Here is a 25,483-nt window from a genome sequence, read left to right on the forward strand (position 1 = left end):
GGATGTCTGTGAGCGACATCGTCGGGATCACCGGCGGCTATCTCGCTGATGGAGCCAACCCGAACGCCGTTGTCACGGGGTCGGTCGAGTTTGATTCGCGGAGGGTCCGGTCCGGGGGACTCTTCGTCTGTTTACCTGGAGCGCAGGTGGACGGTCACGATTTCGCAGGCAGCGCGATCGAAGCCGGCGCAGTAGTGGTGCTCGCGGCACGCGAGATCGGTGTCCCGTCGATCGTCGTCCCGGAGGTACCGATTCCAGAAAGTAACGCGGCGGCGTATGAGCATGATCCTGCGGGCCACGGTGCTGCGGTGCTCGCTGCGTTGGGTCGGCTCGCCCGCCACGTCGTCGATGTCACAGCCGGTCACGGGATGCGCGTGGTCGGAGTCACAGGCTCAGCAGGGAAGACCACCGTCAAGGACCTGATTGCCTCCGTACTGCATACCGCGGGATCCGTTGTAGCTCCGCCCGGATCCTTCAACAACGAGATCGGGCACCCGTACACCGCACTCCGTTGCTCCACGGATACGGACTATCTGGTCGCAGAACTCTCCGCCCGGGGAACCGGACACATCGCGCAGCTTGCGGCGATCGCGCCCCCGGTGGTGGGGGCAGTACTGAACGTGGGTACCGCTCACATCGGGGAGTTCGGGGACCGGGACACCATCGCCCGGGCCAAGGGGGAACTGGTGGAGGTGCTGCCGACGTCCTCGGCCGGCGGAGTCGCCGTTCTCAACGCCGATGATCCACAGGTCGCCGCTATGGCGGGGCGCACCCGTGCCCGGGTTGTCACGTTTAGCGCAGCCGGCAGGCTCGAAGCCGACTACCGAGCTGCAGATATTCGTCTTGACGACGGTTGTCGACCCAGCTTCAAGCTCACCGGTCCCGACGGTCTTTCGGCGAGCATCAAGCTGAAACTCGTGGGGGAGCACCAGGTTTCCAACGCGTTGGCAGCGGTCGCCGCCGGTATAGCTGCGGGAGCGGATCCCGCGTCCGCGTGCGCAGCGGTAGCTGCGCACGAACCCGTGTCTGGGCGTCGGATGGAAGTTACCCAGCGGGGTGACGGGGTCACCGTGATCAATGATTCCTACAACGCCAATCCCGACTCGATGGCGGCCGGGATCCGGGCACTGGCGCACAGTGCCGGTGCCCGCGGAGGTACCGCGTGGGCGGTGCTCGGTCAGATGAACGAACTCGGTCCTGATTCCGCGGAGCGGCACGCGGAAATCGGTACCCTGCTCGGTGATGCCGGAATTCAGCGCCTCGTCGTTGTCGGGACCGGGGTCAACACCCACGCTCTGGCACAGGCGGCGGAAGTTGCGGGAACCCGGGTTGCCACGGCTGATTCAGTTGATGCGGCGATCAACCTGGTTCAACCGGCGCTTGCACCGGAGGATGTGGTGCTGGTCAAAGCGTCATCCTCCGAGCAACTCTGGCGGGTGGCTGAAACGCTGCTCGCACTGCCGGTAACGGACAATCTAGAGGAGCAGGACGTAGAACAGTGACTCAGATCATCATCAGTGGAACCATCGCTTTCCTCGTCGCCATTTTCCTCACCCCGGTGCTGATCCGCTGGTTCAGCAACGAAGGCCTGGGACAGCAGATCCGCGAAGACGGTCCCGCCTCCCACATGCGTAAGCGCGGAACTCCGACGATGGGAGGTGTCGCGATCATCGTCGGAATCGTCGTGGCCTATGTTCTGGCGTCTCTGATCGGAGTAGCCCGTGGATTCGGAGGTTTCACCGCCTCCGGTCTCATCGTCCTAGGACTCACCGTGGGGATGGGGCTACTCGGATTCGCCGACGATTACATCAAGCTCGCAAAGGGACGCAACCTTGGATTGAACAAAAAAGCCAAGCTTATTGGCCAGATGGTTCTCGCTCTGGCTTTCGGTTGGCTGGTCCTGCAATTCGCGAACGATGATGGTCTGACCCCTGGTGGCACCAATCTGAGTTTCATCCGGGACATCGACACCTTCAACATTGCTCTCGGAGGTGGCGCCATCGGGCTCATCCTATTCCTTGTGTTCATGAACATCGTCATTGCGTCGTGGTCCAATGCGGTCAACCTGACGGACGGACTTGACGGTCTGGCTGCAGGGGCGACCGCGATGGTCATGGGAGCCTACACGTTGGTGACTTTCTGGCAGTTCCGGAACTCCTGTTCAGTTTCAGTGGAGCCCGGCTGCTACTCGGTGCGTGATCCACTGGATCTGGCGATCCTCGCGTCGGCGGGCCTGGGTGCATGCCTCGGATTTCTGTGGTGGAACGCAGCTCCCGCCAAGATCTTCATGGGAGACACCGGCTCTCTCGCTCTCGGAGGTCTCGTAGCCGGTGTCTCCGTTGCCTCCCGCACTGAACTTCTGATGGTTGTCGTCGGAGCGCTCTTCGTCATCGAAGTGGCCTCCGTCGCTATCCAGATAGTGGTGTTCCGGACCCGCGGCAAGCGGTTCTTCCGCATGGCCCCCTTCCATCACCACTTCGAGAACGGCGGGTGGGCAGAAACAACCGTGGTCATTCGTTTCTGGCTACTCACCGCTATGGCGTGCATGACAGGCATTGCGCTGTTCTACGGCGAGTGGCTCACAAGTTCCGGGGTATAAAATGATCTCTTTCGATGGCTCGATCCTCGTCGCAGGAGCCGGTGTTTCCGGTACCGGATGCGCACGCATGTTGTGTGAGCTTGGTGCACGGGTGGTGGTTGCGGATGATAACGAGACCGCCCGACTGCGGGTTTCGGAAGCTACTGGGTGTGAGACGACGGATGTCGTTACGGCGCTCTCTCAGATCGGGGAGTACAGCATGGTGATCACTTCACCCGGTTGGCGTCCAGATACGCCGCTGCTCCGCAAAGCGACGGAATGCGGAGTCGAGGTCATCGGAGACGTCGAACTCGCATGGAGGCTCGACCGCGCCGGTTGTTTCGGGAACCCGAGGACCTGGCTCGTGGTGACTGGAACCAACGGAAAGACCACCACCACCGCAATGTGCGCCGCGATGATGATGCGGGGATCGGGGACAGCCGCCGCGGTCGGGAATATCGGTGTGGCCATCGGCGACGCTCTTTCCGCGAAACCACGTATTGACGTCCTCGTTGTGGAACTCTCCAGCTTCCAGTTGCACTGGGCACCGACACTCGTCCCAGATGCAGGCGTGTTGCTGAATCTTGCAGAGGACCACATCGACTGGCACGGATCCTTCGATGGCTACGCAAACGCGAAACTCAGGGCACTTCGCGGGAAGACTGCGGTCATCGGTGCAGATGATGCAGAAGTGGTCACCCGCGTATCGGGGGTAGAGACAACCGCCAACCGGATCGTTAGCTTCACCCTGGGTTACCCGGAGGAGGGGCAACTCGGAGTACACGACGGACATCTCATCGACAACGCCTATGGCGACAATCTGATCCTGGCGTCGGCTGACGGTATCTCTCCTCCCGGCCCAGCGGGTATCTACGATGCTCTGGCCGCGGCTGCGCTGGCACGGTCCCAGGGACTCGGACCTTCGGCGATCAGAGAGGCACTGGAGGTATTCGAGGTATCCGGGCATCGGGGACAGGTGGTCCACACGCATGCCGGTGTGACTTATATCGACAACTCGAAGGCGACGAATCCTCATGCCGCGGACACCGCGCTCACCGGACATGATTCCGTCATCTGGATCGCGGGTGGACAGCTCAAGGGAGCGGACGTCGATGATCTCGTCGCGCGTCACGCCCACCAACTGAAGGCAGTGCTGTTACTGGGCGTCGACCGGCGTCTGATCGCTGATGCCGTTGAAAAGTACGCACCGCAAGCACACATCCACTGCACCGGCTCCACTGATCCGGAGGAGGCGATGACAGAACTGGTCAACCGTGCCATCCAGATTTCCGAAACCGGAGATATCGTCTTACTTGCCCCGGCGGCCGCCTCGCTCGACATGTACCGCGGCATGGGGCACCGCGGTGACTGCTTCGCCCGGGCCGCCCGAGTTTTGACCGACTGATTTGAAGAGAGGCCCTACGACCATGACCCAGGACACCACCGCAGAACGAAAACAATCAGCACCGGACCGGCTGAGTGCCAGGTGCCGAGACTATCTTTCGCGCCCTTTCTTCGACTATTTCGTCATCCTGTCCGTTGTTGGGCTCCTCACTGCGGTGGGGGCCGTCATGGTTCTTTCATCGTCCACGACCTGGTCCGCACTCAAGAGCGGGGTTTGGACGCAGGGAATCCGCCACATGATTTTCCTCCTCATCGGTTACGGAGTCCTGTGGCTGGCCCTCTGGATGCATCCGGCGATGGTCCGGCGACTCGCGAATCCTCTGCTCGTGGTCACGATCATCCTTCTCGTCGCGGTGCTCATCCCGGGAATCGGTACGGGACTGGAGCAATCCGGTGCGAGGTCGTGGTTAGCGTACCGCTCCTTCACATTCCAACCTTCTGAACTGGCGAAGGTCACCCTCGCGGTGTGGGGTGCACACCATCTCAGTGATCGTGGACCTGTCCGGCACTGGATCAACAACCCCTACATGCAGTACAGCGCGGTCTCAATGTTGATCGTGTTTCTGATCCTCGGCCAGCCCGATGTGGGAATGGCAATCGTCTGTTTTTCAGTTGCAGCCCTTGTTCTCATTTTCGCAGGTGTCCCCGGACGGTTCATCGCAGCGATTGTCGGAGCCTTTGGGTTCCTGGCTATCGGTTTCTCTGTGCTGTCCCGGCTCCGCAACAATAACGGTGCCTACCGTACGCACCGACTTGAGGTCTATTGGGATGCCCTTCTCGGTGACTTCGATGATGTCCGTGGTAAAGCATTCCAGTCATACCAGGGTTTCCTCTCTCTCGCTGAGGGAGGCGCCAGTGGCGTCGGCCCGGGACAGTCCCGGGCGAAGTGGTTCTATCTTCCGGAAGCGAAGAACGACTTCATTTTTGCGATCATCGGTGAAGAGACCGGACTAGTCGGTGGAACCATCGTGATCATGCTTTTCGGTGCGCTCGGTATCGTCGGACTCCGGTGTGCGATCCGGTCTTCGGACCCGTTCCTGAAACTCCTCGCCGGTACGCTCACGGCAGGTGTCGTCTCCCAGGCCTTCGTCAACATCGGATATGTCATCGGGCTGCTTCCGGTCACGGGTATCCAGTTGCCGATGATCTCCTCCGGTGGGAGTTCAGCCATCATCACAATCGGATCGATGGGATTACTCGCCAGCGCAGCCCGTCATGAACCCGAGGCTGTGTCGACGATGCAGTCCTATGGACGTCCCGCACTCGACCGACTCCTCCGGTTACGGGAACCCGACCCTGAGGGATCACGAGGGTTCGTGCACAGGAAGCCTCGTCCGACGAGGAAGCGGGCGGAACAGGTGACTCGGAGATCACGGGGTGGGGACGCGGGAGAATCACGTGCCCGTCAGTCAGCACGATCCGCCCGCTCTACCGATGGTAGCGTCACTGACAGGAAGACCCCGCCGCGTAGACCGCAGCTCGGCGAACCCACCCGATCCGACCGTCGTCACACTCGCAGAAGAGGCTGAAACACCCATGAACACCCCGTTGTCCGTCGTTGTCGCTGGAGGTGGAACCGCCGGTCACATTGAGCCTGCACTCGCGGTCGCGGATGCCCTGCGTAGCCGCCACGGTGCTCGGGTCACGGCGCTGGGAACCAGCCGTGGCCTGGAACAGGAGTTGGTTCCGGCGCGCGGGTACGAACTCGCACTCATCGATCCTGTTCCGGTACCTCGAAAGCCAGGTCTGGATCTCGCCAGGTTGCCGCTGCGTGTTCGTCGTGCGGTCCGCCAGACAGTCGACATTCTTAGGGAGGTCGACGCTGATGTTCTCATCGGTTTCGGTGGCTATGTCGCGGCCCCGGCGTATCTCGCCGCCCGGAAGGTGGGGATCCCCTTCTTCGTTCATGAGGCCAACGCACGTACGGGACTTGCCAACAAGCTTGGTGTTTGGTGCGGAGGAACCGGTCTCAACGCGGTGGAAGGCTCGGGTCTACGGGGACAAGTGGTAGGGGTTCCGATTCGGCCGGGACTGTCCGGTGAAGAACTCACCGATTCCGGGAGGGCCGCCCGTAAAGCGCAGGCCGTCGCAAAATTCAGGCTCGACGCCGATAAGAAGACGCTGCTGGTCACCGGCGGATCTCAGGGGGCTGCATCGATCAACCGTGCTGTGCGTGAGGCCGCCCCAGCGATCACTGCTGCGGGTCACCAGATCCTGCACGCGTACGGGCCTCGTAATGCGGCACCGGAGACCTGTGATGGTTGGTGTGCACTGCCCTACATTGACGCGATGGAACTTGCTCTCGCTGCGGCTGACCTCGTGGTCTGTCGTGCGGGCGCGATGACGGTCGCTGAAGTTACGGCATCGGCCCGCCCCGCAATCTATGTTCCGCTTCCTCATGGAAATGGAGAGCAGGAACTCAACGCCCGCCCCGTGATCGGGGCAGGGGGAGCTGAACTCATACGTGATGCCGACCTCACCGGCTCCGTCCTCGCGGAGCGGGTGAACGCTATCCTCGGCGATGAGGACGTCCTCGCACGGTTTGCCGCGGCCGCCCGTGGCAGTGGTCTCGGGCATGCCGCGGAGACGATTGCCGATCTGGTGGCCGAAGCCGCCCAAACCAACTGAATTCCCGCCCCAAGAAAAACAACGAGGTAGATGATGACTGACCTTTCCCGTGTCCATCTGATCGGCATCGGCGGCGCCGGGATGTCGGGGGTGGCCCGGATCCTCCTCGCCCGTGGAATGCAGGTCTCCGGTTCCGATGTGAAGGACTCCCGCATCGTTCTCGCGCTTCGGGCGATGGGGGCGACTATTGCGATCGGCCACGATGTGAAGAATCTTGAACTGTTGGGTGAACGACCTACCGTCGTTGTCACCTCTTTTGCGGCGATTCCGGAGGACAATCCGGAACTCGCGGGTGCTCACGCCGCAGGTATCGAGGTTATCCGACGCTCGGATCTCCTCGCGGAACTGATGTCGGGGCGCCGGCAGCTCCTGCTTGCGGGCACACACGGCAAGACCTCGACTACCTCGATGGCTGTCGTGGCTCTCCAGACCGCAGGCTGTGATCCGAGCTTCGCTATCGGTGGTCAGCTCAATAAAGCTGGTACCAATGCGCACCACGGTACGGGGGATATTTTTGTCGCTGAAGCGGATGAATCGGATGCCTCACTTCTCCGATATGAACCGACAGTCGCCGTGGTGACCAACATCGAGCCTGACCACCTCGATTTTTTCGGCACTCCGGAAGCGTACTTCCGGGTGTTCGACGACTTCGCTCGCCGTCTGACCCCGGATGGCACACTGGTGGTTTGTCTTGATGATGATCACGCGGCCGCCCTAGGTCAGCGATGCATCGAAGCTGGAATCCGTGTTCAAGGGTACGGTACCGCCGCTGCAGCCGCAGCTCATCCGAGCATCGAGTGCGGGGCCAGAGTCACGGGGATCACCACAGAAGCGTTCGGCTCACGTGCCACCGTTGACGTCTCCGGGCGAACGCTGACGGTGAACATGCACACCCCGGGTGTACACATGGTGTTGAACGCGACCGCCGCTCTCCTTTCGGGGATTCTGCTCGGGGCTGATCCGGATCGTCTCGCTGCAGGATTGTCCGGATTCACGGGGGTGCGCCGTCGGTTCGAGCTACGCGGTGAAATTCTCGATGGAGCGGGGCGACATGCGGGAGTTCGTGTCTACGATGACTACGCCCATCATCCGACTGAGGTCAGTGCGGTGCTTCGGGCGACCCGGGAGAAACTAGACGGTGAGGACGGGGACGGTCGTATCGTCGTGGTGTTTCAGCCACACCTCTATTCCAGGACCAGTGAATTCGCCGTTGAGTTCGCGGAGGCGCTCTCCCTAGCTGAGCGTGTCGTTGTCCTGGACATCTTCGGTGCCAGGGAAAGACCCGTCGAGGGCATCGACGGACGAATTATCGCGGACAAGGTGAAGACGGAACGCTGTGTTTACGTGCCGGAATTCAACCGAGTCCCCGGTGTCGTAGCGGACCTGGCGGGTCCTGGTGACATCGTGCTGACGATGGGGGCCGGAAGTGTCACTGTCCTCGCCGAGGAGATTCTCGCGGAGTTGGGGCAGTGAGAGGGCGGACCTCCTGGACGGTCGGTGTGCTGGCAACCGTCATCTGTATCGGGTTCATCGTGTGGTTCGCGCCGGTACTGCAGGTCGGTGAGATCAAGGTCAGCGGGGCGAAGCAGACAACCGAAGCCGAGATTGTGGCTGCCACAGGTATCGTTCCCGGGGCGAACATGGTGCGCGTTGATCCCGCTGGAGCGGCTCAGAAGGTCGCCGCGTTGCCGTGGGTTGAGCGCGCCCATGTCGAGCGTCACCTTCCGGGAACCGTAGTTGTGGAGGTCGCCGAGCGGAACGCGGTGCTGTATGCGACGCGGTCGGACGGCGATCATCTCATAGATGCCAGGGGTGTTCCATTCATCATCGCGGATCCACCGGTCGGTGCGGTCGAGATCACGGGTACGTCCGAGGACGATCCCGATGTGTTTGCGGGTGTAGCCTCGGTCCTTGAGAGCCTCGACAATCCCCTGCGTCGGCAGCTTGCGCGAGTGCGTGCACCCGATACCTACGAGATAACACTCTTCCTTCTAGACGGTCGTGAAATTTACTGGGGTGCTCCGGAGGGAAACCGGGACAAGGCACGTGCCGCCGCTGCTGCACTGAGTCGTGCAGGCCGGGTCTACAATGTTTCGGACCCGGTGCAGGTCACGGTACGTCAATAGCGTTTCTGGAGCGACTGTTTGCCCATGTCAGAAACCTTAAAGCTGTGGTTGAGACTACCGACACGCCGCGCGAATGTCCGCCACATCTGTGTCTCCATCGCACATGATGGTGTACAACAAGTCTTCCGAACTCTCCCGTGCGCACGGTGCTGGAGCTGTGCGGCCTTCTCCATCTGATCCAACAACCTGAAAGGCGAGTGCCTAAGACCATGACCTCACCGAAAAACTTCCTCGCCGTCATCAAAGTCGTCGGTGTCGGCGGTGGCGGCGTTAATGCCGTCAATCGCATGATCGAGGAGGGGCTCAAGGGCGTCGAGTTCATCGCCGTCAACACCGACTCGCAGGCACTGATGTTCTCAGAGGCGGACGTCAAGCTCGACATCGGACGTGAGGCCACCCGGGGGCTTGGGGCGGGAGCCAACCCCGATGTCGGACGTACCTCCGCCGAGGACCATAAGTCCGAGATCGAAGACTGCCTCAAGGGTGCCGACATGGTTTTCGTCACCGCAGGTGAGGGCGGTGGAACAGGTACCGGTGCGGCCCCCGTCGTGGCCAACATCGCCAAGAAGGCGGGCGCGCTGACCGTCGGTGTGGTTACCCGCCCGTTCCGATTCGAGGGGCGCCGCCGTACTAAGCAGGCTATGGAGGGGATCGAGGCACTGCGCGCTGTCTGTGACACCCTCATCGTCATTCCGAACGACCGCTTGCTGCAGCTCGGTGACCTCAATCTCTCCATGATGGAGGCATTCCGTACCGCTGATGAGGTTTTGCATAACGGCGTCCAGGGCATCACCAATCTCATCACCACTCCCGGCGTGGTCAACGTCGACTTCGCGGATGTCCGTTCTGTTATGGCTGATGCCGGTTCTGCACTGATGGGAATCGGTTCCGCGAGCGGTGAGAATCGTGCGGTTGAAGCCACACAACAGGCGATCAATTCACCGCTGCTGGAATCCACTATGGAGGGGGCACGGGGTGTCCTGCTGAGTTTTGCTGGCGGTTCCGACCTGGGACTGCAGGAGGTCAATGAGGCGGCGGCTCTCGTTGAGGAGAAGGCTGACGAAGACGCCAACATCATTTGGGGAACGATCATTGACGACAATCTCGGTGATGAAGTACGGGTCACCGTGATTGCGGCAGGATTCGATTTCAAGCCTGCCCCCGCGGAGAGTAGTCGACAGGCGCCCCGGGAAACGAGTTCGACGCCGGTTCCCCCGGCAGCCCCGACCCCGACGCCGGAACCGGCCCGGGGACAGTCCTTGTTTGGCGGTGGTGGTCACGAGGAGGACCGTCCTACGGATCGTGATCCCGTCGGCCGCACGGAGAGCTCCAATTATGATCAGCGCGCGGACTCGGTGCGGCATCGGCTCGGTTCAGAACGGACTGGGGCCGACCGGTCGGCGGGAGGGATGTTCACCGGCTCACGTGGCCGCCGTGATGACATCGATGACACCGATGATCTGGACGTCCCGGATTTCCTGCGCTGACCGGAAAACGATGATGGTCGATGATGCAGTACCCGGGGAGAAAGACCCCGGGGAACGTCCGGTCCGGAAGGTGTTCACCACTCGGTCCGGAGGTCTCTCGGAGCCGCCTTTCGACTCCTTCAACCTTGCCGACTACGTCGGTGATAACCCTTCTGCGGTCGGAGCGAATAGGGAACGGCTGGCTCGGGTCATGGGGCTCTCGTCGGATCAGATCGTTTGGATGGAGCAGTTACACACTCCGACGGTCACAGTGGTCGAGGGGCCCTGTTCTGAACCAGTCCCGGCGACGGACGCATTGGTGACTACGGTCAGGGGACTGGCCCTCGCTGTTCTTACCGCTGATTGCGTACCGCTTCTGATCAGTGATCACGAGGCGGGTGTCATTGCGGCGGTCCATGCCGGTCGGATCGGTGCGCGTAACGGCATCGTGGAACGTACCGTTTCATGCATGGTTGACCTGGGGGCGGATCCGGTGCGTATGCATGTTTGGATGGGTGCCGCAGCCAGTGGCGTCAATTATGAACTCCCGGAACCCGTACTCACCGATCTCGAAGCGAGGCTTCCGGGTGTCCGGACCCGTACACTCCTCGGTACCTGGGGTGCAGATCTCCGGATCGGTATCTCCAGGAGGTTGGAGGAGCTTGGAGTCACGCATATCGACGCCGATCTAAGGTGCACTATCGCGGATCCCGAGTTCTTCTCGTACCGCAGGGATGGTAAAACCGGTCGACAGGCCGGGCTGATCTGGATGCCCGAGGAAGATTCACCGTGAACCGTGCCGAGGAGATCGAGCGCCGTCTATTGGTGGTGAGGGGGAGGATCGCAGAGGCTGCACGATGCTCAGGCCGTGATCCTTCCGGGATTCGGCTCCTCCCGGTGACGAAGTTCCACCCGGTGTCCGACATCGGAATCCTGCGTGGTCTCGGTATCGAGGCAGTGGGCGAGAGCAGGGTCCGTGATGCTGTGGAGAAAGCTACCGCGTACCCGGATATAGCGGTTCACCTGATCGGACAGATCCAGACAAACAAGGCCAACGCTGCCGCCCGGATCGCGGCGGCGGTGCACTCCCTGGACAGTGTCCGGCTCGCTGAGGCGCTCGATCGGGGTATGGAGCTGGCGATTGATCGGGGCCAGCGGCCGGATACGCCGTTGCCGGTACTCGTCCAGTTCAGTGCGGACGGTGATCCGGCTCGTGGTGGGGTCGCAGAGGGGGATCTCGGAGAACTTCTGGACGCGCTGTCCCGCTGTCCGCGTCTGATCCTGGCCGGTGTGATGTGTGTGCCGCCGTTGGACAGTGACCCCGCCGAGGTCTTCGCGGTTGCTGCGGAGATCCGGGATCGGTTTGCCCAGGCGGAGGGGCGACCGATGGAGCTCTCCGCGGGAATGTCCGCAGACCTCACCGAGGCGGTATCCGCGGGTTCGACGATCGTGCGTGTCGGTACCGCGATTCTCGGTCCGCGTGGATAGGGTGGGGTCCGAACCGCAGTGGGAGATGACCGGAGGTCGCTTAAGTCGACGTCCCTTGAGAAGCAAAGGAATTTACATGTCGAGTGTCAAGAAGTTCAAGGAGTTCTTCGGACTGGCGCCCTACGAGGATGGAACGCACGACGCGGCCTACTACCGTGATGATGTCGCGTACGACGAGATGGTCGGTCCCGAGGACCACTATGGGGCAGCTCCGCGTGCTGCGTCATCTCGCGGGTATGGCTACGGAACGGGGCGTCCAGCATATGAAGCTCCGACGTACGCCCCCACGATCGTTCCTGTCCGCCTAGTCAGCTTCAAGCAGTGCACCCGTGTCGGGGAACCCTTCCGTGCCGGTGACGCGGTGGTGATTGATCTCAACGCGATGGACCGCGAGGAAGCCCGCAGGGTGATTGATTTCGCCGCAGGACTCGTGTTCGCTTTGCGCGGGGAAATGCGTAAGCTCTCGTCGCTCACCTTCGCGCTGATCCCTGATGGGGTTGAGGTGACCATCGCGGAGCTCGAGGACGCGGCGGGGCTCCGTTAGTCACTTCGTGCGGTCGGTCCGAATATCTCGGGTACCATCTCTCCGGTACTGAACCAACCCCCGTTTCCGGCGTGAATTGCCCGGAGACGGGGGTTTCGCTCGTCGGCACTACGATCCGATAAGCTCAGAACGGTGTACTCTCTCATCCTGATTCTGCTGCTCCTTCTCCGGCTCTACAGCTACATTCTCATCCTCCGGATCATTGTGGAGATGATCCACTCCTTCTCCCGGAATTTCCGCCCGCCGCGGTGGTTCGCGTATCTCGCGGAACCTCTGTTTGTGGTGACCGACCCGCCGGTGAAGGCGTTGCGTCGTGTAATTCCTCCACTCCGGATGGGAAATGTCGCGCTCGACATGTCGATCATCGTGCTGTTTTTGTTGCTTTCGCTGGCCCGTGTCGTTCTCTACACGTTGCTCTGAGGAGATGTGTATTCTGGAACACGGATGTTCGGGCTGCCAAAGGGTGGGTCGTTTAATTCCGACACAGTGAAGTGTCCGGATACACTTTCCTGATAATTAGAAGTAATATTGGTTCAGTCAATGAGCCACAGGTGACCCCTGTGGGCACCAGGGGCCCGATTTCTCCGTTTTCACCAGGGTCCACCAACGAGCGAAGGGAACCGTCCATGCCGCTGACTCCAGCCGACGTGCACAATGTCGCTTTCAGCAAACCGCCGATCGGAAAGCGTGGCTACAACGAGGACGAGGTTGACCAGTTCCTCGACATGGTTGAAGACACCCTCGGTCGTCTGATCGACGAGAAGGAAGATCTGCAGCAGCAGGTCGAGGAAGCGCACAATGAACTGAGGCAGGCCCGATCCGGCTCTGCTGGGGTTGATGAGGGCGCTCTCCGGTCCAAGCTCGAGAAGGAAATCCGCGCGGAGTACGAGCGCAAGCTCGCTGATGCGAACGCGGTGGCTGACAAGGCCCGCGCCGATGCGAAACAGGCCCGTGCTGACGCTGAAGAGGCCCGGGCGGAGGCGGCGAAGGCTGCCGAGGCTTCCTCGTCGGCAGCTTCCCAGCCCGCAGCGTCCAGTGCAGACACGCAGGTTCAGGCTGCCCGTGTTCTCGGCCTGGCCCAGGAAGTTGCGGATCGTATCCAGGCAGACGCCCGTGCGGAGTCCAAGTCCATGCTGGATGAGGCTCACGCGGCTGCAGAGCAGGAGATCTCCGAGGCATCCCGCAAGTCTCAGTCGCTCGTTTCCGATGCCGAGAAGCGTGCTTCCGAGAAGCTCGCCGCGGCGAACTCCGAGGCTGATCAGAAGATCGCGGACGCAAATTCTCGCGCAGAGAACCTGGTGAATGAGGCAACCCATAAGGCGGAAACCATGGTTGCGGAGGCGAAGCAGACCTCCGAGTCGATGGTTGCGGATGCGAATGCACAAGCTGACGCGCAGGTTAAGCAGGCTCAGGACAAGGCTGATGCACTTCAGGCGGACGCTGAGCGTAAGCACACCGAGATCATGGCGACGGTCAAGAACAAGCAGTCGGTTCTGGAAGCTCGGATCGCTGAATTGCGCACCTTCGAGCGGGAGTACCGTACTCGCATGAAGACCTTCCTCGAGAGCCAGCTTGAGGAGCTGTCTAGTCGCGGTTTCGCTGCCCCCAACGGTGGGGACACCGAGGGTAAGGCTTAACCCCTCACCACGGTTTTATACACAGACAGGCCTCCCGGCGGTTATGCGTTCGGGAGGCCTGTCGTTTGCGGTTGACACAACCGACATGGCCTCTCGTCGGGAAGAGGAAGGAATTTCATGCTGATTGCTGCGCTCATCACCGCACTCATCGGTTTTGGTCTGCTGGTGATGACGGTCCAGTCCGGTTCTGACGTCTACTCATGGTTGCTGATCGTCGATGCCGCGGTCGGTCTCGGGCTACTGGCCGCGGACTTCACTGTAAAACGTCGACGCAGACGGACGGCATCCGAAGATTGATCCGGTGCGGTGGTGAGTTATACTTTATTCACGCTGCGGTTCCGTTTTCGGAGCGCGCTAGGCTATGATCCGGCCATCACCGGGGAGCCTTCCGGAAGAACAGTTTCCCCTTGTTGGGGGAGCTAAGTAGAACCGGACGGTTGGGACCGTGATAGACCTTCTCGAAGACAATCAAGTGGGGCGCCGTACACCGGTGTCCAAGCAGGGTGGTACCGCGTGTCGGTTTTCCGACGCGTCCCCGCGCACGATGAACACCTGACAGTGATTGTCCTCGAACGCAAGGAGCGTTGATCTCCCATGAATAACCCAGTTGGCGGTGTCTACCCGAAGGTGGATCTTACCGGTGGTTCCACCCGTTTCCCCGACATGGAGAAGTCGGTCCTAGACTTCTGGCGGACGGACGGTACGTTCCGCAAATCCATCGAACAGCGAGAGGGCGCACCGGAGTATGTCTTTTATGACGGTCCGCCTTTCGCGAATGGCCTGCCGCACTACGGTCATCTTCTGACCGGATACGTGAAGGACATCGTGCCACGGTTTCAGACGATGCGGGGAAAGAAGGTTGATCGAGTCTTCGGCTGGGACTGTCACGGCTTGCCTGCTGAGTTGGAAGCGGAGAAGCAGCTCGGCATCAAGGACAAAGGCGAGATCGAGTCCATGGGGTTGTCGACGTTCAATGAGTACTGCGCTTCCTCTGTCCTTCGGTACACCGAGGAATGGAAAGATTACGTTACCCGGCAGGCCCGCTGGGTTGACTTCGACAACGGGTATAAGACGATGGACTCCGATTTCATGGAATCCGTCATGTGGGCCTTCAAGGAGCTCTATGACAAAGGGCTGATCTACCAGGGTTTCCGTGTTCTTCCTTACTCCTGGGCGGAGCACACGCCTCTGTCGAACCAGGAGACCCGACTGGATGATTCCTACAAGATGCGCCAGGATCCGACCCTGACTATCACGATGCCGTTGACTGGGGCGCTCCCCGGTTCGGCCGCGGAAAAGACCCTGTCCACTCACCCCGAACTCGCAGATGCCGCGGCTATCGCCTGGACGACGACGCCCTGGACGTTGCCGTCCAACGCCGCACTCGCGGTGAATCCGGGTGTTGATTACGTACTCGTCCGCATAGGAGAGCAGGGGCATTCGGACTTCACCGGTCGGATGATCCTCCTCGCCGAGGCCCTCGTCGGGGCGTACGTTAAGGAGCTGGGGGAAGATCACGAGGTATTGGCGACTTTTGCGGGCGCTGATCTGGTGGGCTTCACCTACGAACCCATCTTCACGTTCTTCCCGGTGGAAAATGGATTCCAGATCCTCGCGGCTGAATACGTGACCACCGAGGACGGTACCGGTATCGTCCATCAGGCTCCGGCTTTCGGTGAGGACGACATGCTCATCTGTCAGGCCAACGACGTCGAGGTTGTCGTGCCCGTCGACATGGACGGCAAGTTCACCTCCATGGTCCCGGACTATGCGGGGACTCTCGTGTTTGATGCGAACAAGGACATCATCCGGGATCTAAAAGCGAAGGGGCGTGTGCTGCGGCACCAGACTATCGAACACTCCTACCCGCACTCGTGGCGCTCCGGTGAACCGCTCATCTACATGGCGTTACCGAGCTGGTTCGTCGCTGTCACCAAGTTCCGTGATCGCATGGTTGAGTTGAACCGTGAGGAAATCGAGTGGATGCCGGCTCACATCCGGGACGGCCAGTTTGGTAAGTGGCTCGAAGGTGCACGGGACTGGAATATCTCCCGCAACCGTTACTGGGGTTCTCCGATCCCTGTGTGGGTGTCCGATTCCGAGGAGTATCCCCGCGTCGACGTCTACGGCTCATTCGACGAACTCGAGCGTGACTTCGGTCGTCGTCCTGAGTCACTGCACCGTCCTCATATCGATGAGCTGACCCGTCCGAACCCCGACGACCCTACGGGTAAGTCCACCATGCGCCGTGTCCCCGAGGTGCTGGACTGCTGGTTCGAGTCCGGGTCCATGAGCTTCGCACAGAAGCACTATCCCTTCGAGAACAAGGATTGGGTGGAGACCCACTGGCCCGCAGATTTCATCGTCGAGTACTCGGGTCAGAGTCGTGGTTGGTTCTACACCATGCACGTGCTCTCGACGGCGCTGTTCGACAAGCCTGCATTCAGGAAGTGCGTCGCCCACGGCATTGTGCTCGGTGACGACGGCCTGAAGATGAGCAAGTCCAAGGGTAATTACCCGAACGTGAACGAGGTCTTCGACCGCGACGGGTCCGACGCGATGCGCTGGTTCCTGATGAGTTCCCCGATTCTGCGGGGAGGTAATCTCATCGTCACGGAGCAGGGAATCCGTGAGGGCGTGCGGCAGGCGCTACTACCGATGTGGAACGCCTACAGTTTCCTGCAGCTCTATTCGTCGAAGTCTGCGGAGTGGAGTACCGCCTCTGACAATGTTCTCGACCGGTACATCCTGGCGAAGTTGCATAATCTGGTGGGCAATGTCCGGGATGCACTCGACGGGACCGATGTTGCGCGGGCTTGTGATGAGGTGCGATGGTTCTGCGATGCGCTCACGAACTGGTATGTGAGGCGTTCCCGCGAGCGTTTCTGGGCGGGTGATACCGAGCATCCGGAGGCCTTCAACACCCTTTACACGGTGTTGGAGACTCTGACCCGTGTTTCGGCACCCCTGCTACCGCTGGTTACGGAGGTCATCTGGAGAGGCCTCACGGGAGGCCGTTCCGTGCATCTGGCGGATTACCCTGATCCGTCCGATTTCCCGGTGGATGACGATCTGGTGCGCGCTATGGATCAGATTCGTGGTGTCTGCTCGGCGGCGAGCTCCGTGCGCAAGTCACACAAACTGCGTAATCGTCTGCCTCTGCCCAAACTCACGGTCGCGATGCCAGAGTCTGGCCTGCTCGCACCGTTCGCTTCGATTCTTCGCGACGAAGTGAACGTCAAGGAGGTCGCACTCACTGACGATGTTGATTCGGTTGGACGTTTTGAGGTCGTGGTCAATGCACGTGAGGCGGGACCGCGTCTGGGCAAGGACGTACAGCGTGTGATCAGGGCCGTGAAGTCAGGGAACTACACTCGCGAGGGCGACAGTGTCATCGCGGATGGCATCGAGCTGAAGGCTAACGAGTACACCGAACGTCTGAAAGCGGCTGATCCGGAGTCGACCGCACAGGTGGACGGAGCCGAGGGGCTGGTTGTCCTCGATCTCAGTGTCACCCCGGAGCTGGAGGCCGAGGGGTGGGCTGCGGACGTTGTCCGGGGTCTTCAGGATGCCCGCAAATCCAGTGGCTTCGAGGTTTCGGACAGGATCACCGTGGTGCTGTCGGTTCCCGGGGAAAAACTGGAATGGGCGGAACGACACCGTGACTTCATCGCGGGAGAGGTGCTCGCCGTCGAGTGTGAACTGGTGACCGGTGAACTCGATGGTGACGCAGCGGACATCCATGAGGTGATCAGCGGGGTGACCGCGATGGTGGCCAAGGCCTGACTCGGTGCCGATGTCGGCATCCGCGTGGTTGTGCGATCCGGGTGGCGGGGTGTGGTTGCGGACATTCGCCCACATGTTCGTTTCACGCTACGCTGTCCGGTATGCAACGGTGGGTGCTGCACGTCGACATGGATGCGTTTTACGCGTCAGTTGAACAGATGACCCGGCCCACGCTGCGTGGGCGGCCCGTACTGGTTGGTGGAGTCTCGGGGAGAGGCGTGGTTGCGGGCGCGTCGTATCAGGCACGGGCTTTCGGCGCGCACTCTGCGATACCCATGCACCAGGCCAGGAAACTCGTCGGATTCGGGGCCGTCGTGGTGAGTCCGCGTGGAAAAGTGTACTCGGCGGCGTCGAGGCGGGTCTTTGAAGTGATACGTCGGCAGGCAGGTGTCATTGAACAGCTCTCCATCGACGAGGCGTTCATGGAGCCACTGGAACTCGTTGGAGCGACGTCGGAAGAGGTTCTGTCCTGGGCGGAGAATCTGCGCGCGGAGGTGAAGTCGGAGACGGGTCTCCCGTGTTCGATCGGTGCGGGATCCGGAAAACAGTACGCGAAGATCGGGTCCGGTGAAGCGAAGCCCGACGGGGTGTACGTGATTCCGGTGGAGCGTCAACGGGAGATGCTCGATCCCTTACCGGTACGCAAGCTCTGGGGGATCGGGCCGGTTGCGGAGGCGAAGCTGCGTCAGCTCGGCGTAAACACCATCGCGGACTTCGCGGCGATGACGGAAGCTGAGGTACGTATCAGTCTCGGTGGCACCGTTGGCGTGGCGCTCTGGCATCTCGCTCGCGGTCATGATGACAGACCTGTCATGCCGCGTGCCGTCGCCAAACAGATTTCCACCGAGCACACCTATCCGAAGGATCTGACCACCGTGGCGGAGGTCGATGACGCGATTGACCGGGCGGCTTCCGGGGCGTACAACCGGCTGCTCGCTGACGGACGAGGAGCGCGGACCGTCACGGTGAAACTCAAGATGGCGGACTTCCGTACTGAGTCCCGCTCCCAGTCTCTGCCGTACACGACGGATGAGAAGGCGACTCTCGTCGCCGTGGCGCACAACCTCGCCCGCTACCCGGATGAGGTCGGCCCGATCCGTTTGGTCGGGGTGAGTTTCTCCGGGCTTGAGCACGCCAGGCAGAACATCCTCTTTCCCGAACTCGATCAGAAGATCACCGTGCCCCGAGCTGATGCTGACTATGAGGTGGGCGTTCGTGGAACGGATCACCAAACTCCGGTGATCACGGTGACGGAACCTGCACCGGAATCGAGATGGAAAGCCACCCAGGATGTACGCCATCCGGAGTACGGTCACGGCTGGGTGCAGGGGGCGGGACACGGGATTGTCTCGGTTCGATTCGAGACACGTACCACGGGCCCCGGAAAGACACGGACATTTGATGAGGATGATTCTGCCCTGGAGGCGGCGGACCCCCTCGACTCACTGGATTGGGGGGACTGGTTTGCGGACCAGAGGTACTCGACCGGCTGATTTCTCATCACGGCGGTGAGAAATCAGACCGGGCGGGTGGTTCTGGTGAGGCTTGTGGTTCTCTGCAGGAAGGCGGCATCGGGGTTGCCTCAGATTATCTGAACAGGAACGATTCCTGAAGAAAACACGCACTGCGCTGAAAGCGGGGGACTTTCCCGTAAACGATCCCATTATCCCTTGAGGTTGCGTATGAACAGCGGATTTTTATCCGCTTTCCTTTCTTGGGGGGGCGAGAGTGCTTCGTAGCCTATCTCGGCAAGCTTCTCATCGGGTCGATTTCCGGGGATCCCCGTGGAGATTCGCTGCAGTGGTTATCGGGAGCTCGACGCGCCCGGTCGGGCGGCGGAACGGGATGATCTGTGGGCAATCAGAAAATTAGAAAAAGGTCGCCGGGTGTCGCCCGGTTGCAATCGCGATCGCCAGGAGAACCCGTGCCTGCCCTGCCCGGAAGTATGTGGAGCCGACCGCTCCGAGAGAATTCAGTGTGGCTCCGCCACCCGCGCCACCGTACGATCCACTGACATTGCCTCGAGGAACCCGCGTGCTGATTACGACGGGTACCCCGTCGCGTAGCGCATCACCGACACCTGTGGCGAGTGCTGTGCCGATGTTTCCGGACCCCATCGCCTCAATGACCAAGCCATCTGCTCCTGATGCCAGAGCCGAGTCGACGAGTTCTCTCGGAGCTCCCGGGTAGGCGCTGATGATGTGCACCGTAATATCGGCCAGATCAACCGGGGGGACGGGGTCCGCGCGGGTGGGCTCCTCGGGAGCGTTCGTGGCGAAGGCCAGTTCATCAGTGGTGTGCCACTTCACCGCGCCACGGGCAGGTAGCACGGCCCTTCCGAAAACGATCAGAACCCCGATTCCCCGGGCGGTCGGTGAGGTGACCACGTTGATCGCGTCAAGAAGGTTCAATGGGCCGTCGGACTCCGGATGGTCGTAGGGCAGTTGTGCACCGGTGAGTACTACTGGCCGCTCGTCCCGGTGGAAGGTGTCGAGCGCGACCGCTGTCTCCTCCATGGAATCGGTCCCGTGGGTGACAACCACACCGGTGACATCCGGGTCCCCCAGCGCTTCCTCCACTGCGCGACGGAGTTCATCGATGTCGGCGAACGTCATCGAGGAGGAATCGAGGCGGCTCAGTTCACGGATGTCGAAAACCACGTCTGCGGTATCGAATCGTGCCGCCACTGGGGCGAGGAGATCGTGACCGTTCACCGTGGGGACCAGCGCACCGTCAGGTGCCGCGGTGCAGGCGATTGTTCCTCCTGTGGTGATCACGACGATTCGCTGTGGAGGAGTATCGAGGAGCGTCTGTGAACCGTGCTGATGCTTGTTCATGGGTTCAAGCCTGCCATATCGTGTGGCTGGAGAATGGCTCGGTACAGGGCGTGCAACCATTTGAATGGCAGCGTCAGTAACTTCTGTTCCCGTCAGACACGCTGGTAAGCTGGGCACCTGTGCACGCCCGCCATGCGGTGGATCGCGGCCGTAGCCGTGAACCGGCTCGGTTTCGTTGGACCCCGTACGGACACCGAACGAGGTACCGGGCGTCCTACTCATGAGGAGATAACGTGAACATTCGCACCTACCTGACCCCCGCCGCAGCGGGGGCCGCCATCCTGTTGCTCGCAGCCTGCTCCGGTGGTGATGAGGGCATGGACGCCACTGTCGTTTCGTCGTCGGAGAGCATTGCTTCCAGTACGGGTGTTGCACCGATTCAGCAGCAGCCGACAGCCGAGGACCTGAATGCCATCCTGGCCACGGCGACGAACCCGGATGCCTCCGTCGAAGAGAAGATCCGCACGGTGCAGGGAGGAGAGCAGGCCCCTGAACTCTTCGAGACGATGACCCGGTCGAAGCAGGAGTCCGGTGCTGATTTCCAGGTGGTTCCCCCGGTTCTTCCGGGATACACCACCGATTCGGTCCTGGCAACAGTGAACTTCACGCTTCCGGATCGGCCCAGTCAGGTCGCCGACAACGTTGAATTTGTCTATGAGGACGGGACATGGAAGCTGTCCCAGAGTTGGGCATGTACCTTGATCACGAACACTGTCCCGCCGGAACAGGTTCCTCCGATGTGTCTTGAGGACGGTGGTGCTCCGCTGCCGGCCGTTGATCCGGTTGCCCCGGAGGCAACAACGCTGGAAGCTCCGGCGGAGTAGATCTTCCGGTCCCGCAGATAGCTAAGCCGGTCCCCGACGCGGGGCCGGCTTTTTCAATGTGTGTCTCAGCCGAAGTGTGTGGCTGTGTGACTGTCCTGGACCACCCGGATATCGGAGCCGTCTCCGGTGTAGATGATCCGGGTGGTGAAGGCCACACCACCGGAGTTCGGTAACGGGTCACCAAGATCAAGGTCCAGTCGGCCGGTGGATGTGGTCTCTGTACTCTGGACGCGTAGTTCACCGGCGGATGTCCCGTCTGCTCCGGGGGGCAGGATCGCATCGAGGGACAACGCCCCGATACTCGGGCGTTGATCGACTTCGACGTTGAGGCTGACGGTTCGGTCATTCAGGCTGGTGAGCGTGTAGGTCACGGTCTGCAGCATTGTGGTCGATCCGGTGATGCGGCTCTCGACGGTCCATCGTGCGCCCGGCCCCACCGGCTCCCCGGGAAACACGACCGCTAGCGTCACGAGACTTCCCAGTTTGGTTTCCATACTCGCTCTACTGATGTCTGATGCCGATTCAGGAGCGTGGAGCGACATTGTCAATGGTTTGCCTGACGGGGTGGTCGCATAACTCAGCGTGAATCCATCGGCACCCGCCAGCTCGGTGTTCCAGTCGATGTCGGAGTCACCATAACTGGTCAGGCGCGGGTCTCCGCCCGCGAACCGTGGGGTGCGTGCGGTGATAGTCACCCTTCGTGTCGCACCGGTTTCTTCTGCGGTGACGGTGTCACCGTCAACTGCCCGTACGGTAGCTTCTGCGTCGAAGTTCAACACTGGGAGGTTGTCTGGTTCAGCGGGGGGTGTGGTGTCCAGCCCGGTGTCAGGATCGATGAGTGTGCTGAAGCCGCCACCGAGCCGCACGGGAAGTAGCTGGGTGTCCGCCTCCTCCGTGGGAATTCCGTAGGTGAGCACCTTCGTGGCGTCTCCGGCATCGAGCAGGGTGACGCGCGGTGGGTCGAGGGTGATGGTCACGGTGTCTTCGGAGTCCTGGTTGCTCTGTGCCGGATCCTCAATGGGGTCCGTGACGCCGGAACAGGCGGTCAGGAGGAACACTGTTGCTGCGACGACACAAGCGGTACGGATACGGCTGCTGGTTTTGATCGGGGAGCGTCTCACCCCGACAACGCTACCGGTGACCGCCGGTTCAGGTGGTCAAGTGGGTTTTGCGTCCGTTTTGGGGGAAGATGGTGTCCGTGACTGACATGGTGAGGCGAAACAAGGGTTATCTGGCGTTCACGGTGGTCGTGATCGTCATTGCCGCCACCGTTGACCAGATGAGTAAAGCTCTGGTGTTGGCGGGTATGGAACCGGGTGAGGTTGTGCCGCTCATCGGGGAGTGGTTCCGGTTCCACCTGGTGTTCAATCCTGGTGCGGCGTTCTCCTTCGGTACCTCATTCACATGGGTGTTCACCGCGATCCAGTTGCTGTTCGTCGTCGGTATCCTCTGGAATTCGCCTCGTGTCGACGGGAGGCTTGCCGCTTTCGGTCTGGCGCTTGTTGGTGGTGGGGCTGCGGGGAATCTGATTGACCGGTTGTTCCGTGATCCCGCTTTCTTCTTCGGGCATGTCGTCGACTTCATTTCTGTGGGGAACTTCGCTGTCTTCAATGTTGCGGATTCGTGTATTACCGTCGGGGTCATCGTGTTCCTGGTGTCGGCTCTCCTGGATTCGCGTGCCGGGGGCCATCGGTCGGAGGTGTCGGCATGACCCGTCCTTCGAGGCAACTTCCGGTGCCGGATGGTCTCGCAGGCATGCGTGTGGACGCGGGTCTGGCGAAGCTCCTCGGTCTGTCACGTACGGTCGTCGCGGACCTCGTTGCCGCGGGTGACGTACTGGTGGACGGGCGGGTGGTCGGTAAATCAGATCGGTTGACCGCGGGTGACTGGCTTGACGTCACCCTGCCGGAACCCGAGCGTCCTCTGGTCCCGAAGGAGGAGTTCGTGGAAGGCATGGACATCCTCTACTCCGATGATGATGTGATCGCCGTGAACAAGCCCGTCGGTGTGGCCGCACATCCGACTGTCGGTTGGGAGGGGCCGACTGTGGTCGGTGGTCTCGCAGCAGCCGGTTTCCGGATTTCCACCTCGGGTCCACCGGAACGGAAGGGCATCGTCCAGAGACTCGATGTGGGCACATCGGGAGTTATGGTGGTCGCCGCCAGCGAGCGTGCCTATACTCACCTGAAGCGCGCGTTCCGGGACCGTACCGTGACCAAGACCTACCATGCACTGGTGCAGGGGCATCCCGATCCGTCGACGGGTACCATCGAGGCGCCCATCGGTAGGCATCCGTCCGCAGGCTGGCGGTTCTGTGTACGTAGTGATGGGAAACACTCGGTGACCCACTATTCGACGATCGAGGCGTTTCGGGAGGCGTCGCTTCTCGACGTTCATTTGGAAACCGGGCGCACCCACCAGATCCGTGTGCATTTTTCCGCACTGCATCATCCGTGCTGCGGTGATCCGATGTATGGATCAGATCCGAATCTCAGTAAACGACTGGGGCTCGACCGCCAATGGTTGCACGCAGTGTCCCTCGGTTTCACGCACCCGGCCGATGGTCGGGCGATGGAGATCGTTTCCCCCTATCCTGACGATCTTCAACACGCCTTGGATATCCTCCGGCAGGTCTGAACAATGGACGTCGAGAAGATCCGGATGGGCATCGCGGTCGTGAGTACCGCGGTGCTGGTGGGATCCGTGGCCTGGCTGTCCACCTCAGACCGGGTGGCGAAACCAATGCCCGTCAACGGTGACACCCTCGGCCGGGATAACACCGAATCCCTGGAGGAATACCGGTTGAGGGCGTCCGAGAGTCTTCGCTCGGCGTCGGCGAATGATCCAGGGTTTGCATTGGTGACCTTCCGTGAACTGCAGCCTACTGAGTCCGCGGCCCAGATTCTGGAGCAGGCGGACATCGGACGGGTCAACGCCCTGGTTCTTGAGGGAGCTGTTCCAGTCGCACTCCCAGAGCCCACGGGAGCGGAGGGGCGGCGCGAAGTGTTCGACAGAACCTTGACCCTCATCGGTGACTCTCTCGGAGAAGGTCACGATCTTCTCGATCGGCGACTCCGTGCAGTGGTGGTCTGGGAGGACGGTCGGCACCTCCGGTTCCTCGCCCGGGAACCGGAGGTACTGGCCATCGAGGTACTGCCACCGGATGCCGTCTGGGGGCGGATCGGTGTGCAGCCGGTGATCAGGCCGGAGTGACGTCCTCGATCGTCGCGGTGGATCGGCGCCGGGATCTTTGCTGCGCGAGCAGGTCTGTGAGGTAGATCGCCACTGAGACCCAGATGATGCAGAATCCGATCCACCGGACGGGGGAGAGAGTCTCGTCGACGATGAGTACGGCCCACAGCATCTGAATCGACGGGGTCATGTACTGGAGCATGCCGACCGTGGCCAACGGGATGCGACGTGCAGCCATACCGAACAACAGCAGCGGGACTGCAGTAACGACACCGGTGCTCATGAGCAGCAGTGTGTGTCCGGTGCCGTGGCCGGTGAATGTGCTTTCTCCCCGTACTCCGAGAAATACCAGGTAACCGGTTGCAATGGGGAGAAGGACGAGGGTCTCTCCGGCGAGGGAAGCCGTGGCGGAGATCCCTATTCTTTTCTTGAGTAGGCCGTAGGCACCGAAAGTCACGGCGAGGGTGAGTCCGAGCAGCGGCGGTTCACCCCCGACGATGGTGAGTATGAGGACGGCGACGAGAGCGATCGCGACCGAGATTTTCTGCGCCGGGCGGAGTCGTTCCTTCAGGAAGATCATCCCCATAGCGACACTGACGAGTGGGTTGATGAAGTAGCCGAGGGCGGCCTCCGACACGTGGCCGGTGTTGACGGCGATGACGTAGACCAGCCAGTTGAGGGCGATCAGGAACGCCGCTGCGATGATTGTCAGCCAGGTTCGCCGGTCAGCGCGGCGGAGCGCGGGGATTCCTCTGGTGGTACCCATGATGATGAGCATGACCAGCGCGGTCCACACGATGCGATGGGCCAGGATCTCTAGCGGTGAAGCCGGTTTGAGCAGTGGAAAATAGGCCGCGAACGCTCCCCAGAGAAGATAGGCGAGAACACCGAATATCATTCGGAACACACTACTCTTCCCGTTTCCGGTGACTGTCCCACGTTTCGTCTTGATCCGGATCGCATTGCTGTCACC

At 61.2% G+C, this 25,483-nt stretch carries 23 protein-coding genes; 20 read left to right on the forward strand and 3 right to left on the reverse strand.

The window, feature by feature from the left end:
- The first annotated feature begins 2 nt into the window (after window positions 1-2).
- The 16 genes from murF (at window position 3) to QWU43_RS01875 (ending at window position 19,150) form a co-directional block, all read left to right on the forward strand.
- On the forward strand, window positions 3-1,502 hold the full coding sequence (murF, locus tag QWU43_RS01800; RefSeq protein ID WP_370913830.1) for a UDP-N-acetylmuramoyl-tripeptide--D-alanyl-D-alanine ligase: 1,500 nt from the start codon (window positions 3-5) through the stop codon (window positions 1,500-1,502).
- A complete protein-coding gene (gene mraY, locus QWU43_RS01805; RefSeq protein ID WP_370913831.1) occupies window positions 1,499-2,599 on the forward strand; it encodes a phospho-N-acetylmuramoyl-pentapeptide-transferase in 1,101 nt (366 codons plus the stop codon). Before murF ends, mraY begins: the two co-directional genes overlap by 4 nt.
- Window position 2,600: 1 nt before the next feature.
- Complete coding sequence (murD, locus tag QWU43_RS01810; RefSeq protein WP_370916996.1) at window positions 2,601-3,983, forward strand: UDP-N-acetylmuramoyl-L-alanine--D-glutamate ligase; 1,383 nt, start codon at window positions 2,601-2,603, stop codon at window positions 3,981-3,983.
- A 22-nt stretch (window positions 3,984-4,005) separates the two neighbouring features.
- Window positions 4,006-5,511, forward strand: a complete 1,506-nt coding sequence (locus tag QWU43_RS01815; protein ID WP_370916997.1) for an FtsW/RodA/SpoVE family cell cycle protein — start codon at window positions 4,006-4,008, stop codon at window positions 5,509-5,511.
- A gap of 7 nt (window positions 5,512-5,518) precedes the next feature.
- A complete protein-coding gene (locus QWU43_RS01820) occupies window positions 5,519-6,610 on the forward strand; it encodes a glycosyltransferase (RefSeq protein ID WP_370913834.1) in 1,092 nt (363 codons plus the stop codon).
- A 33-nt stretch (window positions 6,611-6,643) separates the two neighbouring features.
- Window positions 6,644-8,083, forward strand: a complete 1,440-nt coding sequence (gene murC / locus QWU43_RS01825; RefSeq protein WP_370913835.1) for a UDP-N-acetylmuramate--L-alanine ligase — start codon at window positions 6,644-6,646, stop codon at window positions 8,081-8,083.
- Window positions 8,080-8,736: a cell division protein FtsQ/DivIB gene (locus QWU43_RS01830; RefSeq protein ID WP_370916998.1), complete on the forward strand. Its 657-nt coding sequence runs from the start codon at window positions 8,080-8,082 to the stop codon at window positions 8,734-8,736. Before murC ends, QWU43_RS01830 begins: the two co-directional genes overlap by 4 nt.
- A gap of 209 nt (window positions 8,737-8,945) precedes the next feature.
- Window positions 8,946-10,223, forward strand: a complete 1,278-nt coding sequence (gene ftsZ / locus QWU43_RS01835; protein ID WP_370913837.1) for a cell division protein FtsZ — start codon at window positions 8,946-8,948, stop codon at window positions 10,221-10,223.
- A 13-nt stretch (window positions 10,224-10,236) separates the two neighbouring features.
- Complete coding sequence (pgeF, locus tag QWU43_RS01840) at window positions 10,237-10,995, forward strand: peptidoglycan editing factor PgeF (protein ID WP_370914276.1); 759 nt, start codon at window positions 10,237-10,239, stop codon at window positions 10,993-10,995.
- Window positions 10,992-11,690 carry a YggS family pyridoxal phosphate-dependent enzyme gene (locus QWU43_RS01845; protein ID WP_370913838.1) on the forward strand — a complete coding sequence of 233 codons (699 nt, stop codon included), beginning with the start codon at window positions 10,992-10,994 and terminating at the stop codon, window positions 11,688-11,690. The genes pgeF and QWU43_RS01845 overlap by 4 nt, the downstream gene beginning before the upstream one ends.
- 76 nt (window positions 11,691-11,766) lie before the next feature.
- The gene (locus QWU43_RS01850) at window positions 11,767-12,234 is read left to right on the forward strand and encodes a cell division protein SepF (RefSeq protein WP_370913839.1); all 468 of its coding nucleotides are present in this window, start codon (window positions 11,767-11,769) and stop codon (window positions 12,232-12,234) included.
- A gap of 132 nt (window positions 12,235-12,366) precedes the next feature.
- Complete coding sequence (locus QWU43_RS01855) at window positions 12,367-12,654, forward strand: YggT family protein (protein ID WP_370916999.1); 288 nt, start codon at window positions 12,367-12,369, stop codon at window positions 12,652-12,654.
- A 206-nt stretch (window positions 12,655-12,860) separates the two neighbouring features.
- Window positions 12,861-13,871 carry a DivIVA domain-containing protein gene (locus QWU43_RS01860; RefSeq protein ID WP_370917000.1) on the forward strand — a complete coding sequence of 337 codons (1,011 nt, stop codon included), beginning with the start codon at window positions 12,861-12,863 and terminating at the stop codon, window positions 13,869-13,871.
- Window positions 13,872-13,988: 117 nt separating this feature from the next.
- Entirely contained in the window at window positions 13,989-14,168 is a 180-nt protein-coding gene (locus QWU43_RS01865; RefSeq protein ID WP_370913842.1) for a hypothetical protein, read from the forward strand.
- Between the two features lie 297 nt (window positions 14,169-14,465).
- Window positions 14,466-17,657, forward strand: coding sequence for an isoleucine--tRNA ligase (gene ileS / locus QWU43_RS01870; RefSeq protein ID WP_370913843.1), 3,192 nt, complete (start codon window positions 14,466-14,468; stop codon window positions 17,655-17,657).
- Between the two features lie 101 nt (window positions 17,658-17,758).
- The gene (locus QWU43_RS01875) at window positions 17,759-19,150 is read left to right on the forward strand and encodes a DNA polymerase IV (RefSeq protein ID WP_370917001.1); all 1,392 of its coding nucleotides are present in this window, start codon (window positions 17,759-17,761) and stop codon (window positions 19,148-19,150) included.
- 375 nt (window positions 19,151-19,525) lie between these two features.
- Here the strand turns inward: QWU43_RS01875 and QWU43_RS01880 are convergent, their stop codons facing one another.
- The gene (locus QWU43_RS01880; protein ID WP_370917002.1) at window positions 19,526-20,494 is read right to left on the reverse strand and encodes an asparaginase; all 969 of its coding nucleotides are present in this window, start codon (window positions 20,492-20,494) and stop codon (window positions 19,526-19,528) included.
- A 233-nt stretch (window positions 20,495-20,727) separates the two neighbouring features.
- Here QWU43_RS01880 and QWU43_RS01885 point away from each other — a divergent pair, with 233 nt between their 5' ends.
- Window positions 20,728-21,318: a hypothetical protein gene (locus QWU43_RS01885; protein WP_370913846.1), complete on the forward strand. Its 591-nt coding sequence runs from the start codon at window positions 20,728-20,730 to the stop codon at window positions 21,316-21,318.
- Between the two features lie 65 nt (window positions 21,319-21,383).
- Here the strand turns inward: QWU43_RS01885 and QWU43_RS01890 are convergent, their stop codons facing one another.
- On the reverse strand, window positions 21,384-22,439 hold the full coding sequence (locus tag QWU43_RS01890; protein WP_370913847.1) for a hypothetical protein: 1,056 nt from the start codon (window positions 22,437-22,439) through the stop codon (window positions 21,384-21,386).
- Window positions 22,440-22,507: 68 nt separating this feature from the next.
- Between QWU43_RS01890 and lspA the strand changes: the two genes are divergently transcribed.
- From lspA to QWU43_RS01905, 3 genes are read left to right on the forward strand one after another with little or no spacing between them, the layout of a single operon-like run.
- Window positions 22,508-23,029 (forward strand): signal peptidase II, encoded by a 522-nt coding sequence (gene lspA, locus QWU43_RS01895; protein WP_370913848.1) that lies wholly within the window; start codon window positions 22,508-22,510, stop codon window positions 23,027-23,029.
- Window positions 23,026-23,955, forward strand: a complete 930-nt coding sequence (locus tag QWU43_RS01900) for an RluA family pseudouridine synthase (RefSeq protein WP_370913849.1) — start codon at window positions 23,026-23,028, stop codon at window positions 23,953-23,955. The genes lspA and QWU43_RS01900 overlap by 4 nt, the downstream gene beginning before the upstream one ends.
- A gap of 3 nt (window positions 23,956-23,958) precedes the next feature.
- Window positions 23,959-24,531, forward strand: coding sequence for a hypothetical protein (locus QWU43_RS01905; RefSeq protein ID WP_370913850.1), 573 nt, complete (start codon window positions 23,959-23,961; stop codon window positions 24,529-24,531).
- Here QWU43_RS01905 and rarD read toward each other — a convergent pair.
- Complete coding sequence (gene rarD / locus QWU43_RS01910; RefSeq protein ID WP_370914277.1) at window positions 24,518-25,408, reverse strand: EamA family transporter RarD; 891 nt, start codon at window positions 25,406-25,408, stop codon at window positions 24,518-24,520. The genes QWU43_RS01905 and rarD overlap by 14 nt on opposite strands.
- Window positions 25,409-25,483 lie beyond the last annotated feature (75 nt).

This window comes from Corynebacterium sp. CCM 9204 (genome assembly GCF_041357695.1).
Taxonomy (GTDB): domain Bacteria; phylum Actinomycetota; class Actinomycetes; order Mycobacteriales; family Mycobacteriaceae; genus Corynebacterium.